A 13,359-nucleotide genomic window follows, 5' to 3' on the forward strand; every position below is an offset into this window, starting at 1 on the left:
TCCCGGGGGCCGGGGTCTCCCTGAGCCCCCGGGTGTCCCCGGGCTCCCGGGCTAGAAGCCCAGCTTCCTGAGCTGCTTCGGGTCCCGCTGCCAGTCCTTGGCCACCTTCACGTGGAGGTCGAGGAAGACCGGGGTGCCGAGCAGCGCCTCGATGTGCTTGCGGGACTTCATGCCGACCTCCTTGAGGCGGCTGCCCTTGGGGCCGATGATGATGCCCTTCTGGCTGGGGCGCTCGATGTACACGTTGGCGTGGATGTCGAGCAGCGGCCGGTCCGCCGGGCGGTTCTCGCGCGGGATCATCTCCTCGACGACCACGGCGATGGAGTGCGGCAGCTCGTCGCGTACGCCTTCGAGCGCGGCCTCGCGGATCAGCTCCGCGACCATGACCATCTCGGGCTCGTCGGTGAGGTCGCCCTCGGGGTACAGCGGCGGGGACTCCGGCAGCAGCGGGATGAGCAGGTCGGCGACGAGCTGGACCTGCTTGTTGCCCACGGCCGAGACGGGGACGATCTGCGCCCACTCGAAGCCGAGCTCCTTGCCGAGCTGGTCGATCGCGATCAGCTGCTCGGCGAGGGTCTTGGAGTCGACCAGGTCGGTCTTGGTGATGATCGCGACCTTGGGCGTCTTCTTGATCTCGGCGAGCTCCTTGGCGATGAAGCGGTCGCCGGGGCCCAGCTTCTGGTCGGCGGGCAGGCAGAAGCCGATCACGTCGACCTCGGCCCAGGTGGTGCGCACGACGTCGTTGAGGCGTTCGCCGAGCAGGGTGCGCGGCTTGTGGAGCCCGGGGGTGTCGACCAGGATCAGCTGGGCGTCGGGGCGGTGCACGATGCCGCGGACGGTGTGCCGCGTGGTCTGCGGCCGGTTGGAGGTGATGGCCACCTTCTGGCCGACCAGAGCGTTCGTGAGGGTGGACTTGCCCGCGTTGGGGCGGCCGACGAAGCAGGCGAAGCCGGCCCGGTGGGGGGCGGTGTTCTCATCAGTACGAGCGCTCATGGGGGCCATTCTCCCCGATGGAAGGCCCCCTCACGTACTCAGCGCCCGGCGGCGGCGTATCCGCAGGCCGAACAGCCCGGCCGCACCCCCGGCGACGAGCACCGCGAGGGGGAGCCAGGGCAGGGCGAGAAAGGAGACCCGGCCGGACTCGCGGACGTCCTTCGCGGTCGCGGTCAGGGTCAGCTCGCCCCAGTCGAGCTGCGGCGATCCGGTCCACCGCTCGCTGAGCCGGATCTTCTGCCGGGGCAGCAGTTCGGCGGGGAGCCGGTCCAGGTCGCGGGTGAGCAGGGTGCGCCCGAAGAGCCCCTGGGCCTTGAGGGCGACCTTGGGGTTGAGGGTGACGTTCCCGCGGTTGTAGAGGGTGTACGAGACGACGGCGGTGCTCGTGCCGGCGCCGGGCACCAGTGGCCGGTCCTGTTCGAGGGTGACGTCCTCGACGCCGAGGGCGGGCACGGTGGGGCCGCCGACCCGCAGGTAGACGCGGGCACCGACGGCGCGCTGCACGCCGAGCGCGACGGAGCCGCCGGAGCCCTTGGCGATCCGTTCGTCGAGGGCGACGACGGCTCCGGGGTGGTCGCCCGGTGCGGCGTCGGCGGGGACGGTGAGGGTGTAGGGGACGGTGACGGAGGAGTGCGGCGGGACGGTGACCCGGTCGCGCTCGGGCCGGATCCAGGCGCCGGCGCCGGTCTGCTTCTCCTGCCGGGTGCGGACGGCGAAGCCGCCGTCGCGTTCGGTGTTGTAGGCGTCGGCCCCGTACAGCAGGAAGCTGAGCGGGGCGGCGGTCTTGTTGGCGACGGTGACCCGGTCGGTCACCGTGCCGCCGGGGTCCGCGGAGAGGTAGAAGTACGGGCGGCTGCCGAGCCGGGAGGCCGCCGGGTAGACGGCCCACTCGCCGTTCTCGGCGGCGGAGGCGGGCGCGGCGGCGGGCCCGCCGAGCAGCAGCACGGCGCCGAGCACGCTCAGGGCGCGCAGGACGCTCAGGAGGAGGACGTACGGCTTGCGCACGGGTGCGGACCCCTTGGGAAGTGTGACGGGCCGGCCGGGTGCGCGGCCGGCCCGTCGGGCGGTCAGGACAGCGTCAGCGTGAGCACGCCCGCGTAACTGCCGGGCGCCGTGAACGCCGGGACGTCGAGGGAGAGCCCCGCGTCGATGGTGAACTCGCCGCCGGTGAGGGTGCCGTTGGGCGTGGAGGCGAGGGTGGCGCCGGTGGAGCCGACGGGGCCCGCGGCGCCGGGGGCGCAGGTGCTGGGGCTGCCCGCCTTGGTGGTGCAGGACGGCGTCCAGCTGAGCTTGTCGGCGCCGATGGCCCCGCCCGGTCCGGTGAAGTCGGTGACCTTGCCGGTCAGGGACCAGCCCGCGGGGCCGCCGCGGAAGTCCTTGACCGTCACCGTCTGCAGGGGTCCGGTGGCGGCGCCGCCCTGGCCGAAGTCGACGGCCGAGAGCTGCACGGCGTCACCGGCCTGGGTCATCGACAGCTGGCCCGCCGTGACCGAGGCCGTGATCTTCTGGCTGTTCGGCGGGGTCGGGGTGTCGTCGATGACCTGGTACGCGACGGGGCCCGCACCCTTGTCGGGGTCCCAGGCCGCGCCCTCGTAGGCCACGATCCCGGTGGTCGCCTTGTCGTTGACCTTCAGGCGGGCCGCGAAGCCGCCCTCGCTGTCGGTCGTGACGGTCATCCGGTCGGCGGTCTCGGCCGCTCCGGCCCGGCCGACGACGGTGACCTCGGCGAGCGGGGTGAACTTGGTGCCGGAGACGGTGACCCGGACGCCGGGCGCGCCGGAGGCGTTGTCGAGCTGGAGGGCACGCTCGTTCGCGCCGGGCTGCGCCGTCGCCGTGACCGTCTCGGAGACGGGTGCGTTGGAGACGGTGCAGGGGGTGTCCAGCTCCATGATGTAGCTGGTGTGGATGTTGTAGTCGCCGGGCGAGAGGGTGATCGAGCCGGGCGTGGTGACCGTGAAGGTGCCGGTCATGGAGAACGCCGGGAAGGTGCCCTTGCCCGGGATGGGCGGGTTCTTCTTCTGTCCGGTGACGGTGACCGCGCCGGACTGGGCGCCGCCGAGGGCGACCTTGCCGCTCGGGGTCATGATGTCGGCCGGGAGGGCGAGGTCCACCGGGTTGGAGGCCGCGGGCTTGGTGACCGTGTAGGTGACCTTGACCGTGTCGCCGACCTTGGGCGTGGCGTTGTCGACGGTGATCTGCGCCGTGGTGGTGCCGTCGATCGGCGGGATGCCCGCGATCGGCGGCGGCACGCAGTGCGTGGCGAAGTCGACGGGCTGGGAGGTCGTGGTGGCTCCGGCCGGTGCGGCGAGCGCGCCGCCGGCGGTGAGCGCGAGCGCGGTGGCGCCGAGGACGGCCGTCCAGCGACGCCGTCTTCGAGCCGCCGCGCGGCTTTTTTCGAGTGCCATGTGGGTCCCCTCCTGAGGGATGAGAGGGCGCCATTGACGGCTCCGGGCCGAGAGAAGTCAATGGAATCGAAACACACCGACTGATGACCCATCAGATACTGTCAAGATCGCCGCTCTGATCGGGTTTCCGCAGGTCAGCGTGGTGGTGAGCGGCGACTCGAAGAGGGGCGGACACAGCAACGACCGGTACCGCCCTGGGCGGTACCGGTCGGCCGTGCGGGTGGGGCTCAGCTGAACACGAAGGGTCCTGGCGTCTGCGAGGTGAGGGCGTCGCAGTTCACCGTGACGCCGAAGATCACCATCTTCAGCGCGACGCCCGCGAAGTACGAGTTGAGGCTGTCACCGGAGGCGACGGTCCCACTGAGCGGGCCCATGGTGACCGAGGTGTTCGCGGGGATCGCCGGGTTCTTGGTCCCGGTGAACACCCGCGTACCGCCGCCGGCCTTGGCCAGGGTCAGGGTGGAGGCGATGGTGTCCTTGCCGACCGAGATCGGCGTCTTCACCGCGGAGGTGATGGTGATCGTCGCCGCCGTTCCGCTCTGCGTGGCCGTCAGGGTGGCGCTGCCGCCGCCCCAGGACCCGCAGTCGTAGGTGGCGGTGGCCGTGCCGGGCGACACGGCGTAGGCACCCGGCGCGAGGGCGAGGCCGGTGGCGGCGAGCGCTCCGGCGAGCACCGCGGCGACTCCTAAGCTGCTTCTGCTTCTCATGACGAGTTCGTACCCCTTCCGATGACGAACGCAGGGGTGCGGACACTGCGTCTGGAGATCTGACGGTCCGTCGGACCGGTCGCTGTTATTGATGCGCACCGGAGCGGGGAAGGCAAGAGAAGTTCCGTTGATCCTTCACAAACGCGCAAGAGGCCCGGCACGGGACGCGTGCCGGGCCTCTCGCGGGTGGGTACGGGGCTCAGCCCGCCCAGACCGCCGCCTTGAGGCGCCCGTCCGTGCCGGCCAGCAGCACCGGGGTCTGCGGCCCGCCCAGGTCCCGGACCGCCGCGCGGTCCGCGTCGGAGGCGGCCTCCGCGGTGGACACGACGGCCGCGGCCTCCAGCGACTCGGCGCCGCTGGCCACCGCCATGGCGACCGCGGTCTGCAGCGCGCTGAGCTTGAGCGACTCCAGCGCGACCGTGCCGGCGACGTACGTCCGCCCGGTCTCGTCACGTACCGCCGCACCCTCGGGCACCCCGTTGCGGGCGCGGGCGCTGCGCGCCAGCGTGATGATCTTGAGGTCCTCGGCGCCGAGGTCGTCGTGCTCGCGGTTGAGTGTCATGCCCCGAGGATAGGTCGGCCCGGCCGGCCCACGGGCGGACGCCCGACCTGCGGACACCTGCCTACCGACCCCCGGACACCCGTGTGCTCCGCTCAGCCCGCGACCGGGTACATCGCCCCGCGCCGGCCCTCCGGGGAGACCAGCCACTCCAGCTTGGCGGCGGTGTCCGCCTCCGCCAGCGGGGTGTGCAGGACGATCACCAGGTCGGGGCGGGCCGGGACGCGCAGCTGGGTGGCCTCCACGACCAGCGGGCCGACCAGCGGGTGCTCCATCTCCTTGCGGTTCTGGCCGCCGGGCAGGATGTCCCGGCGCTGCCACAGCTCCGCGAACTCCTCGCTCGCCGCCTCGGCCTCCTCGACCACCTGCCGGAAGCCCTCGTCGTCCGGGCACTCCGAGCAGGCCGCGCGGAACTGGGCGACGACCCTCGGCGCGAGCTCCTGCCAGCGGGGCGAACGCACCCGGTAGAGCGGGTCCGTGAAGAAGGCGATCAGGCAGTTCTGCACGATCTCCGGGCGCATGCCGAGCACGATCGCCGCCGCGTCGTTGTACATCACGGTGTTCCAGTACTGGTCCATGATGTGCGCCGGGAACGGCATCCACGTGTCGATCAGGCGCCGCAGCCCGTGGCACATGTCCCGGTCCTCCGGGGCGAGCTCCGGCGCCGGCGGGTTCAGCGCCGCCAGCACGTACAGATGGCGCCGCTCGGTCGGGCTCAGCCGCAGCACCCGCGCCACCGAGTCGAGGACCTGCGCCGACACCGTGATGTCCCGGCCCTGCTCCAGCCACTGGTACCAGGACACCCCGACCCCGGCGAGGACGGCGACCTCCTCGCGGCGCAGCCCCGGGGTGCGGCGCCGCGCGCCGCCGTCCGGCAGGCCCGCCTCGGCGGGGCTCACCCGGGCCCGACGGCTCCTCAGGAACTCGCGGAGCTCGGCCAGTCGGTGCGACTTGGCGTCGGCGCTCTCCAGTGGCGTGGCCACGTGTGCTTCCTCCCCCTGGCTGCCTGGTGGTGCGACCAACAGGATAAGTTCCCGCTCCCCACCGTTGTTCCCGAGCCACCAGAGTCGTGGGCATGGCAACCGTGACCTCTCCGGACTCTCCCCCGGCCCAGCAGACCCCGCCCGCTCCCGCACCCGCACCCGCACCCGCACCGCCGGCGCTCTCCGGCCGCGCCCGGCTCATCCTGATCGTGCTGTGCGCCGCCCAGTTCATGGTGGCCCTGGACTTCTCCGTGCTGAACGTGGCACTGCCGGTGCTCGGCGCCGACCTCGGCCTCAGCCCCGCCGCGCTGCAGTGGGCGGTCACCGCCTTCGCCCTGCCGTCGGGCGGCTTCCTGCTGCTGTCCGGCCGGCTCGGCGACCTGTACGGGCGCAAGAAGCTGTTCCTGACCGGCCTCGCGCTGTTCGGCGCGGCCTCCCTGCTCGCCACCCTCGCCTGGGACCCGGCCTCCTTCCTCACCGGGCGCGCCCTGCAGGGCATCGGCGCGGCGATGATCGTGCCGACCGGCATGTCCCTGCTGACCACCACCTTCCCCGAGGGCCCGCAGCGCGACCGGGCGCTCGGCATCTCCGGCACCCTGCTGTCGCTGGGCTTCACCGTCGGCATGGTCCTCGGCGGCGTCATGACCGACGCCCTGGGCTGGCGCTCCACGATGGCCCTGCTCACCCTGTTCAGCGTGATCGTGCTGCCGCTGGCGCCGGGCCTGCTGCCCGAGTCCCGCACCCCCGAGCGGCCGAAGCTGGACGTGCCGGGCGCGGTCACCGTCACCGGCGGTCTGCTCTCGCTGATCTACGCCCTGTCGACGGCGGCCGAGCGCGGCTTCGGCGGCGCGGACGTCCTGATCACCCTGGTCGCGGGCGTGGGCCTGCTGACGGCGTTCGCGGTCGTCGAGTCCCGCAGCTCCGCTCCGCTGGTGTCGCTGCCGATGCTGAAGCGGCGCACCATCGCCTTCGGCAACCTGGGCGGGCTCGTCACCTTCTCGATGATGTCGACGGTCGTGTTCGTGCTGACCCTGTACCTGCAGGAGACGCTGGGCCTTTCGGGCTTCCTCACCGGTCTGGTCTTCGGCGTCCAGGGCATCCTGTCGGTCCTCGCCGGCTCGCTGGCCCCGAAGGTGATCGGCCGCTTCGGCGCCCGCCGCACCCTGGTGGTCTCGCTCGTCGCGCAGGGCCTGTTCACGGCGGCCATCCTGGGCATCGGCACCTCCTCGGGCGCCCTCCTCGCGACCGTCTTCGTCTCGCTGGCCTCGATGTTCCACCTGGGCGCGATCATCGCGTACGGCGTGACCGTCACCTCCGGCGTGCCCGACGACGAGCAGGGGCTGGCCACCGGTCTGGTGACCACCACCCAGCAGGTCGGCATCACCGTCGGCATCCCGCTGCTCGGCGTGCTCGCCACCACCGGCGAGAACCTGTACGGGGGCGTCCGCACGGTCCTCGCCCTGGACGCGGCGATCGTGCTGGGCGCGGCCGTGGTGGTCGCGCTCGGGCTGCGCCGCCGGTGACTCAGGGGCGGTCGAGCCGGAGCCGTACCGCCTTCGGCAGGCCGGCGACCACGAGGTCGTACGAGTCCTCGACGAGCTCCCGGACCATCCGGTCCGGGAGTTCGCCGACGGTCACGGTGTTCCAGTGCCGTTTGTTCATGTGGTAGCCGGGGGCGATCGCCGGGTGCTCCTCGCGGAGCCGTACGGCGTCGTCCGGATCGCACTTGAGGTTGATCCGCAGCGGCTCGGAGTCCAGTGCCGACAGCGCGAACATCTTCCCGGCGACCTTGAAGACGGAGGTCTCCGGAGTGAACGGGAACTCCTCCGTCGCGTCGTTGAAGTCCAGGCAGAACGCACGCAGCTGGTCGGGGGTCACGACTCCGGATCCTCCTCGGTGCCGGCCGGCTCGACCGGTTCGGCGAGCACGGTCACGATCTTGTTCCGGCGGCCGGCCGGGGACTCGGCGGTCAGCCGCAGCCGCCGCCCGTCGGGCAGCTCCACGACGGCGTTGGCCCCGGCGATCGGCACCCGGCCGAGGGCCTTGGCGAGCAGTCCGCCGATGGTCTCCACGTCCTCGTCGTCGTACTCGTCCGGACCGAAGCCGTAGAGCTCGCCGAGGTCGCCGATGTCGAGGCGGGCGGTGACCCGGTAGCGGTCGTCGCCGAGCTCCTCGACGGGCGGCAGCTCCCGGTCGTACTCGTCGGTGATCTCGCCGACGATCTCCTCCAGGATGTCCTCGATGGTGACGATGCCGGCCGTGCCGCCGTACTCGTCGATGACGACGGCGACGTGGTTGCGCTCCTGCTGCATCTCGCGCAGCAGGTCGCCCGCGTTCTTGGTGTCGGGCACGAAGGTCGCCGGGCGCATCGCCGTGGACACCAGGTCCGCCTCGGCGTCCCGGTTGATGTGCGTCTTGCGGACCAGGTCCTTCAGGTACACGATGCCGACGATGTCGTCCTCGTTCTCACCCGTCACCGGGATGCGCGAGAAGCCGGAGCGCAGGGCGAGGGTGAGGGCCTGACGGACGGTCTTGTACCGCTCGATGCAGACCAGGTCGGTGCGCGGCACCATCACCTCGCGCACCAGGGTGTCGCCCAGCTCGAAGACGGAGTGCACCATGCGGCGCTCGTCGTCCTCGATGAGCGACTCCTGCTCGGCGAGGTCGACCATCGCCCGCAGCTCGGCCTCGGAGGCGAACGGGCCCTTGCGGAAGCCCTTGCCGGGCGTGAGCGCGTTGCCGATGAGGATGAGGAGTTGCGGGATGGGGCCCATGATCCGGGCCAGCGGGAGCAGGACGTACGCGGCGGCGGTCGCCGTGTTCAGCGGGTGCTGGCGCCCGATGGTGCGCGGGGAGACGCCGACGGCGACGTACGACACCAGCACCATGACGGCGATGGCGACGAGCAGCGCCTCCCAGGTCTCCGGGAACTCCTCCAGGCAGGCGTACGTGACGAGGACGCCGGCCGCCATCTCGCAGGCGACCCGGACGAGCAGTGCCACGTTGAGGTAGCGGGTCGGGTCGGCGGCGACCTGCGCCAGCTTCTCGGCGCCGCGCCGCCCCGACCGCACCGCCTCGGCGGCACGGAAGCTGGAGACGCGGGCGAGGCCGGCCTCGGCGCAGGCGGCGAGCCAGGCGACGACGACCAGGGCGACCGCGCCCAGGATCAGCTGAGCACTCATGGCCGCCCGCTCAGGAGACGGTGGGGGCCGGGGAGGGGCCGGTCAGGCCCTTCTCCGCGCGCCAGCCGTCCACGATGGCGGCCTGCAGACCGAACATCTCGGCCTTCTCGTCCGGCTCCTCGTGGTCGTAGCCGAGCAGGTGCAGCACCCCGTGGACGGTGAGGAGCTGGAGCTCCTCGTCCATGGAGTGCTGCGTCGGGGCGTCCTTGCCCTGCTGGGTGGCGACCTCGGGGCAGAGCACGATGTCGCCGAGGAGCCCCTGCGGGGGCTCCTCGTCGTCCTTCGCCGGCGGACGGAGCTCGTCCATCGGGAAGGACATGACGTCCGTCGGGCCCGGGAGGTCCATCCACTGGATGTGGAGCTGCTCCATCGCGTCGGCGTCCACGACGATCACCGAGAGCTCGGAGAGCGGGTGGATGCGCATACGGGCGAGGGCGTAGCGGGCGATGTCGAGGATCGCCTGCTCGTCGACCTCGGTTCCGGACTCGTTGTTGACGTCGATCGACATGTGCTGCTGTTTCTACTTCCCGTTGCGGCCGCCACCGCGGCTGGCGCCACGGCCCTCGTTGCGGCCCTCGTTGCGGATGTCGTACTGCTCGTACGCGTCGACGATACGGCCGACCAGCTTGTGCCGTACGACATCCTGCGACGTGAGCGTCGAGAAGTGCACGTCGGGGACACCCTCCAGGATCTCCCGGACCTGCCGCAGACCGCTCTTCGTGCCGCCCGGCAGGTCGACCTGGGTGATGTCACCCGTGATGACGATCTTCGAGTCGAAGCCGAGGCGGGTGAGGAACATCTTCATCTGCTCGGGGCTCGTGTTCTGCGCCTCGTCCAGGATGATGAACGCGTCGTTGAGCGTCCGGCCTCGCATGTACGCCAGCGGCGCGACCTCGATCGTCCCGTTCGCCATCAGCTTGGGGATCGAGTCGGGGTCGAGCATGTCGTGCAGCGCGTCGTAGAGCGGCCGCAGGTACGGGTCGATCTTCTCGTAGAGCGTGCCGGGCAGGAACCCGAGCCGCTCGCCCGCCTCGACCGCAGGCCGGGTCAGGATGATCCGGGTGACCTGCTTGGACTGCAGGGCCTGGACCGCCTTGGCCATGGCCAGATAGGTCTTTCCGGTACCGGCGGGGCCGATGCCGAAGACGATGGTGTGCTTGTCGATGGCGTCGACGTAGCGCTTCTGGTTGAGCGTCTTGGGGCGGATCGTGCGACCGCGGCTGGAGAGGATGTTCTGCGTGAGCACCTCGGCCGGGGTCTCCTGGCCGCCCTCCCCCTCACCGTTCTCGCTCGCCCTGAGCATGGCGATCGAGCGTTCCACTGCGTCCTCCGTCATCGGCTGACCGGTGCGGAGCACCAGCATCATCTGGTCGAACAGGCGCTGGATCAGCGCGACTTCCGCGGCGTCTCCGACCGCGGTGACCTGGTTGCCCCGGACGTGGATGTCCGCGTCGGGGAACGAGTCCTCGATCACGCGCAGCAGGCTGTCACCGGATCCGAGGACGGTCACCATGGGGTGCTTGGCGGGGACGGTGAAGAGCGCGCGGGCCTGGGCGGGCGTCCCGTCGAGGGAGGCTCCGTTGTGGGCTGTGGGTGTCTGAGTCATGGGCCGGCACTGGGGCCTGCACATACCTCCCGTTGCAGGGTTCTCGCTGCTCGACAACCTCTCGGATACCAAGCCTACGACTCGGTACGGACAACCCCGAAGCGGTTTACGGGAGGCGGGCCGGCACCGCCCACGGGGGCGCCCCGGCGGAGGAACGGCCGTGGGGACGCGGCCCGACGGTCCGGGCCGCCGCTCAGGAGGCGGGCGTCGAGCGGAAGCCGATGGTGGGGACCGCACGGCGCAGCGGCCAGGCACGGTCCGGGACCGGCAGCAGCCGCTCCAGGAAGGCGTAGCGGCTGCGCAACGCCTCCGGGTCCTGGCCCTCGTGGCCCTGGACCGTCTGCCACCAGGCGGCGATCTCGCCCCAGGTGGGCGCGGAGAGCGAGCCGCCGAACTCCTGCACGGACAGCGCGGCGGTCAGCCCGGCGAAGGCGAGCCGGTCGGCGAGCGGCCAGCCGGCGAGGGTGCCGGTGACGAAACCGGCGACGAAGACGTCCCCCGCGCCGGTCGGGTCGAGCGCCGCCACCTGGATCGCGGGCACCTCGGCGGTCTCGCCGGTGCCCCCGTCCACGGCGTAGGCCCCTTCGGAGCCGAGCGTGACGACGGCGTAGCGCACCTTGTCGGCGAGGGCGCGGGCGGCGGCGCGCGGGCAGTCGGTGCGGGTGTAGCGCATCGCCTCGGCCGCGTTGGGCAGGAAGGCCTCGCAGTGCTCCAGGTCGCCGAGACCGGCCAGGTCCCACCGGCCGGTGTCGTCCCAGCCGACGTCGGCGAAGACCTTGGCACCGCTGCGGGCGGCCCTGGCCACCCACTCCTCGCTGCGGCCGGGCACCAGGGAGGCGACGGCGGCGCGGGCGTGCGGCGGGTAGGCGTGCGACGGGTAGGCGGGCAGGGAGCCGTCGAGCGGCGGGGCGGCGTGCCCGTGGGACACCATGGTCCGCTCGCCCTCGTACGCCATGGAGACGGTGACGGGCGAATGCCAGCCCGGCACGGTCCGCGACAGCGAGAGGTCGATCCCCTCGCCCTGCTCCAGGGCGTCCCAGCAGTACTCGCCGTAGTGGTCGTCGCCGAAGGCGGCGGCGAGCGAGGTGCGCAGCCCCAGCCGGGCCAGCGCGGTGGCCATGTTGGCGACGCCGCCCGGACTGGATCCCATCCCCCGGGCCCAGGACTCGGTGCCCCGCACAGGGGCGCTGTCGAGGCCCGTGAAGATGATGTCGAGGAAGACCGTGCCCGTGAGGAAGACGTCGCAGTCGGGGTCGGTCGGCTCGCGCAGCCGGACCAGCGGGTCGACGTCGGTGTCGCGTTCGGTCACGGCAGGCTCCCCGGTCGTGGTGCGGCGGATCGGCACCCTGGTGCTGATCCGGACAGTGTGCCCGAAGGGGGTGGCGGGACAGGGGTGACGCAACGAGGTCGTCGCTTGATACCCACAGAACCCCATCCCAAACCGATTGTGACCCGTATCACAGTTCCAATCGGGGGATCACGCCTTCTCCGCCCACTCGGATGCTTGATACACATGGTGCCGCGACCGTGTGGATCACCGGGCGTCATCTCATTTCCCCGTTCAGTCCCTGGAACGCCCATGCCCGCGCGCCCGCGTGCCCTGGGGGCCCTCGTCGCCCTTTTCACGGCCGGATACCTCGCCCCGTACCTGCTGCCGACCGTCGTCGGCAGGCTCTCCGCGGGGCTCTCCCTCAGTACCGCCCAAGCCGGTCTGGTCGGCTCGATCCTGCTGCTCGGCTCGGCCTGCGCGGGCTTCGTCCTCGCGTCCCGGGTGGAGCGGATCGGGCCCCGCCGGGCCGCCCGCCTCGGGCTGCTCGCCATGGCCCTCGGCTACGGGACGGCCGCCGCGAGCGGCACGCCGGCGCAGGTCGTGGCGGGCGCGGTCCTCGGCGGCTTCGGCTCCGGCACCGCCACGGCCGTCGCCGCGGCCGGCATCGCCGGCCGCGGCGACCCCCACCGCGCGGCCACCCTGGGCCTCCTCAGCGTCTCCGCGACGGCGGGCGCCCTCTACCTGAGCCTGCCGCACCTCGGCGGCGGCCACGCCCTGCCGTTCGCGGCGATAGCGGCGACGGCGCTCCTCACCTACCCGACGACGGCTCACCTGCCCACCCCCACCGGCCTCCCCGGCGCTCCACGCCACCGCCTGGCGACCCCCCTCCCGCACCGCCGCGCGGGGCTCGTACTGGCCGCCTCGATCCTGTGCTGGTCGATGGCCCAGAACGCGCTGTGGGGCGTCAGCGGCCGGATCGGTCTCACCCAGGCGGGGCTCTCCGAGGTCACCCTCGGCCTGGTCTTCGCCGTCGCCCTCGGCGCCGGACTCGCCGGCGCCACCGCCGCCGGAGTCCTGGGCCGCCGCCTCGGCCGCGTCGTGCCCATCGGCGCCGGCACGCTCCTCATCGCCCTCTGCGTCCTGCTCAGCTCGTCCGCCGAAGGCCCGTACTCCTTCGCGACCGGCGAGATCCTGTGGAACGCGGTGTACCCCGTCGTCCTGTCCTACCTCCTCGGCCTGGCCGCCTCCCTCGACCCGCGCGGCCGCTGGGCCGTCCTGGTCGGCTCGGCCTCCTCCCTGGGCGTGGCCTGCGGCCCGGTGACGGGCAGCGCGCTGGCGGAGTCGGCCGGCTACCGGGGCATGGGCCTGACCCTGTGCGCACTGCTCCTGCTGGTCGCGGCCCCGCTGACGGCAGTGGCCCGACAGGCAACGGGCCGCCCGCCCTTCCCGCCCCTGCGAGCCCTCTCCCGCACCCCGGCCCTTCCCGGACCGGGGGCTCGCCCCGGGGCGGTGGGCGAGGCTCGACCCGGGGCGGTCGGTGCTCGGCCCGGCGTGGTGGGTGCCCGTTCCAGCCCCGCCGGCGTTTGAGGCGCGGGGTCCGGGGCGGAGCCCAGGTTCGGGAAGGGGCGGCGTGGGGAACGGCCCGCCGCAGGCG

The 13,359-nt window shown here is 72.4% G+C and carries 13 protein-coding genes; 2 read left to right on the forward strand and 11 right to left on the reverse strand.

The window, feature by feature from the left end; all coding sequences use genetic code 11:
* Nucleotides 1-51: 51 nt before the first annotated feature.
* The 6 genes from era to OG309_RS12160 all read right to left on the reverse strand — a co-directional run bounded on the left by era (nt 52) and on the right by OG309_RS12160 (nt 5,647).
* On the reverse strand, nt 52-1,002 hold the full coding sequence (gene era / locus OG309_RS12135; protein WP_382748331.1) for a GTPase Era: 951 nt from the start codon (nt 1,000-1,002) through the stop codon (nt 52-54).
* Between the two features lie 21 nt (nt 1,003-1,023).
* Nucleotides 1,024-1,998: a WxL protein peptidoglycan domain-containing protein gene (locus OG309_RS12140; RefSeq protein ID WP_329420463.1), complete on the reverse strand. Its 975-nt coding sequence runs from the start codon at nt 1,996-1,998 to the stop codon at nt 1,024-1,026.
* Between the two features lie 62 nt (nt 1,999-2,060).
* On the reverse strand, nt 2,061-3,398 hold the full coding sequence (locus tag OG309_RS12145) for a beta-xylosidase (RefSeq protein ID WP_329420465.1): 1,338 nt from the start codon (nt 3,396-3,398) through the stop codon (nt 2,061-2,063).
* A 227-nt stretch (nt 3,399-3,625) separates the two neighbouring features.
* Nucleotides 3,626-4,105: a hypothetical protein gene (locus tag OG309_RS12150; protein ID WP_329420466.1), complete on the reverse strand. Its 480-nt coding sequence runs from the start codon at nt 4,103-4,105 to the stop codon at nt 3,626-3,628.
* Nucleotides 4,106-4,304: 199 nt separating this feature from the next.
* The gene (locus tag OG309_RS12155; protein WP_329420467.1) at nt 4,305-4,667 is read right to left on the reverse strand and encodes a cytidine deaminase; all 363 of its coding nucleotides are present in this window, start codon (nt 4,665-4,667) and stop codon (nt 4,305-4,307) included.
* Nucleotides 4,668-4,759: 92 nt separating this feature from the next.
* Nucleotides 4,760-5,647 carry a helix-turn-helix transcriptional regulator gene (locus OG309_RS12160; RefSeq protein ID WP_329420468.1) on the reverse strand — a complete coding sequence of 296 codons (888 nt, stop codon included), beginning with the start codon at nt 5,645-5,647 and terminating at the stop codon, nt 4,760-4,762.
* Between the two features lie 92 nt (nt 5,648-5,739).
* On the opposite strand from OG309_RS12160, the gene OG309_RS12165 reads away from it, so the two are divergent.
* Complete coding sequence (locus OG309_RS12165) at nt 5,740-7,170, forward strand: MFS transporter (RefSeq protein WP_329420470.1); 1,431 nt, start codon at nt 5,740-5,742, stop codon at nt 7,168-7,170.
* Nucleotide 7,171: 1 nt separating this feature from the next.
* Here the strand turns inward: OG309_RS12165 and OG309_RS12170 are convergent, their stop codons facing one another.
* From OG309_RS12170 to OG309_RS12190, 5 genes are all read right to left on the reverse strand, one after another.
* A complete protein-coding gene (locus OG309_RS12170) occupies nt 7,172-7,525 on the reverse strand; it encodes an MmcQ/YjbR family DNA-binding protein (RefSeq protein ID WP_329420472.1) in 354 nt (117 codons plus the stop codon).
* The gene (locus tag OG309_RS12175) at nt 7,522-8,829 is read right to left on the reverse strand and encodes a hemolysin family protein (RefSeq protein WP_329420473.1); all 1,308 of its coding nucleotides are present in this window, start codon (nt 8,827-8,829) and stop codon (nt 7,522-7,524) included. Before OG309_RS12175 ends, OG309_RS12170 begins: the two co-directional genes overlap by 4 nt.
* 10 nt (nt 8,830-8,839) lie before the next feature.
* Nucleotides 8,840-9,337, reverse strand: coding sequence for an rRNA maturation RNase YbeY (gene ybeY / locus OG309_RS12180; protein WP_329420475.1), 498 nt, complete (start codon nt 9,335-9,337; stop codon nt 8,840-8,842).
* Between the two features lie 12 nt (nt 9,338-9,349).
* A complete protein-coding gene (locus OG309_RS12185; RefSeq protein ID WP_329420477.1) occupies nt 9,350-10,435 on the reverse strand; it encodes a PhoH family protein in 1,086 nt (361 codons plus the stop codon).
* A gap of 193 nt (nt 10,436-10,628) precedes the next feature.
* Complete coding sequence (locus OG309_RS12190; protein WP_329420479.1) at nt 10,629-11,744, reverse strand: carbohydrate kinase family protein; 1,116 nt, start codon at nt 11,742-11,744, stop codon at nt 10,629-10,631.
* A 270-nt stretch (nt 11,745-12,014) separates the two neighbouring features.
* On the opposite strand from OG309_RS12190, the gene OG309_RS12195 reads away from it, so the two are divergent.
* Nucleotides 12,015-13,292 carry an MFS transporter gene (locus tag OG309_RS12195; protein WP_329420481.1) on the forward strand — a complete coding sequence of 426 codons (1,278 nt, stop codon included), beginning with the start codon at nt 12,015-12,017 and terminating at the stop codon, nt 13,290-13,292.
* The last annotated feature ends 67 nt before the right edge of the window (nt 13,293-13,359 follow it).

It is taken from the genome of Streptomyces sp. NBC_01268, assembly GCF_036240795.1.
Taxonomy (GTDB): domain Bacteria; phylum Actinomycetota; class Actinomycetes; order Streptomycetales; family Streptomycetaceae; genus Streptomyces.

What these genes read in the sequence shown, in the direction of transcription:
- era (WP_382748331.1), bottom strand. Translation starts at nt 1,002, where the DNA reads ATGGCCCCCATGAGCGCTCGTACTGATGAGAACACCGCCCCCCACCGG.
- OG309_RS12145 (WP_329420465.1), bottom strand. Translation starts at nt 3,398, where the DNA reads ATGGCACTCGAAAAAAGCCGCGCGGCGGCTCGAAGACGGCGTCGCTGG.
- OG309_RS12150 (WP_329420466.1), bottom strand. Translation starts at nt 4,105, where the DNA reads ATGAGAAGCAGAAGCAGCTTAGGAGTCGCCGCGGTGCTCGCCGGAGCG.
- OG309_RS12155 (WP_329420467.1), bottom strand. Translation starts at nt 4,667, where the DNA reads ATGACACTCAACCGCGAGCACGACGACCTCGGCGCCGAGGACCTCAAG.
- OG309_RS12165 (WP_329420470.1), top strand. Translation starts at nt 5,740, where the DNA reads ATGGCAACCGTGACCTCTCCGGACTCTCCCCCGGCCCAGCAGACCCCG.
- OG309_RS12175 (WP_329420473.1), bottom strand. Translation starts at nt 8,829, where the DNA reads ATGAGTGCTCAGCTGATCCTGGGCGCGGTCGCCCTGGTCGTCGTCGCC.
- ybeY (WP_329420475.1), bottom strand. Translation starts at nt 9,337, where the DNA reads ATGTCGATCGACGTCAACAACGAGTCCGGAACCGAGGTCGACGAGCAG.
- OG309_RS12185 (WP_329420477.1), bottom strand. Translation starts at nt 10,435, where the DNA reads ATGACTCAGACACCCACAGCCCACAACGGAGCCTCCCTCGACGGGACG.
- OG309_RS12195 (WP_329420481.1), top strand. Translation starts at nt 12,015, where the DNA reads ATGCCCGCGCGCCCGCGTGCCCTGGGGGCCCTCGTCGCCCTTTTCACG.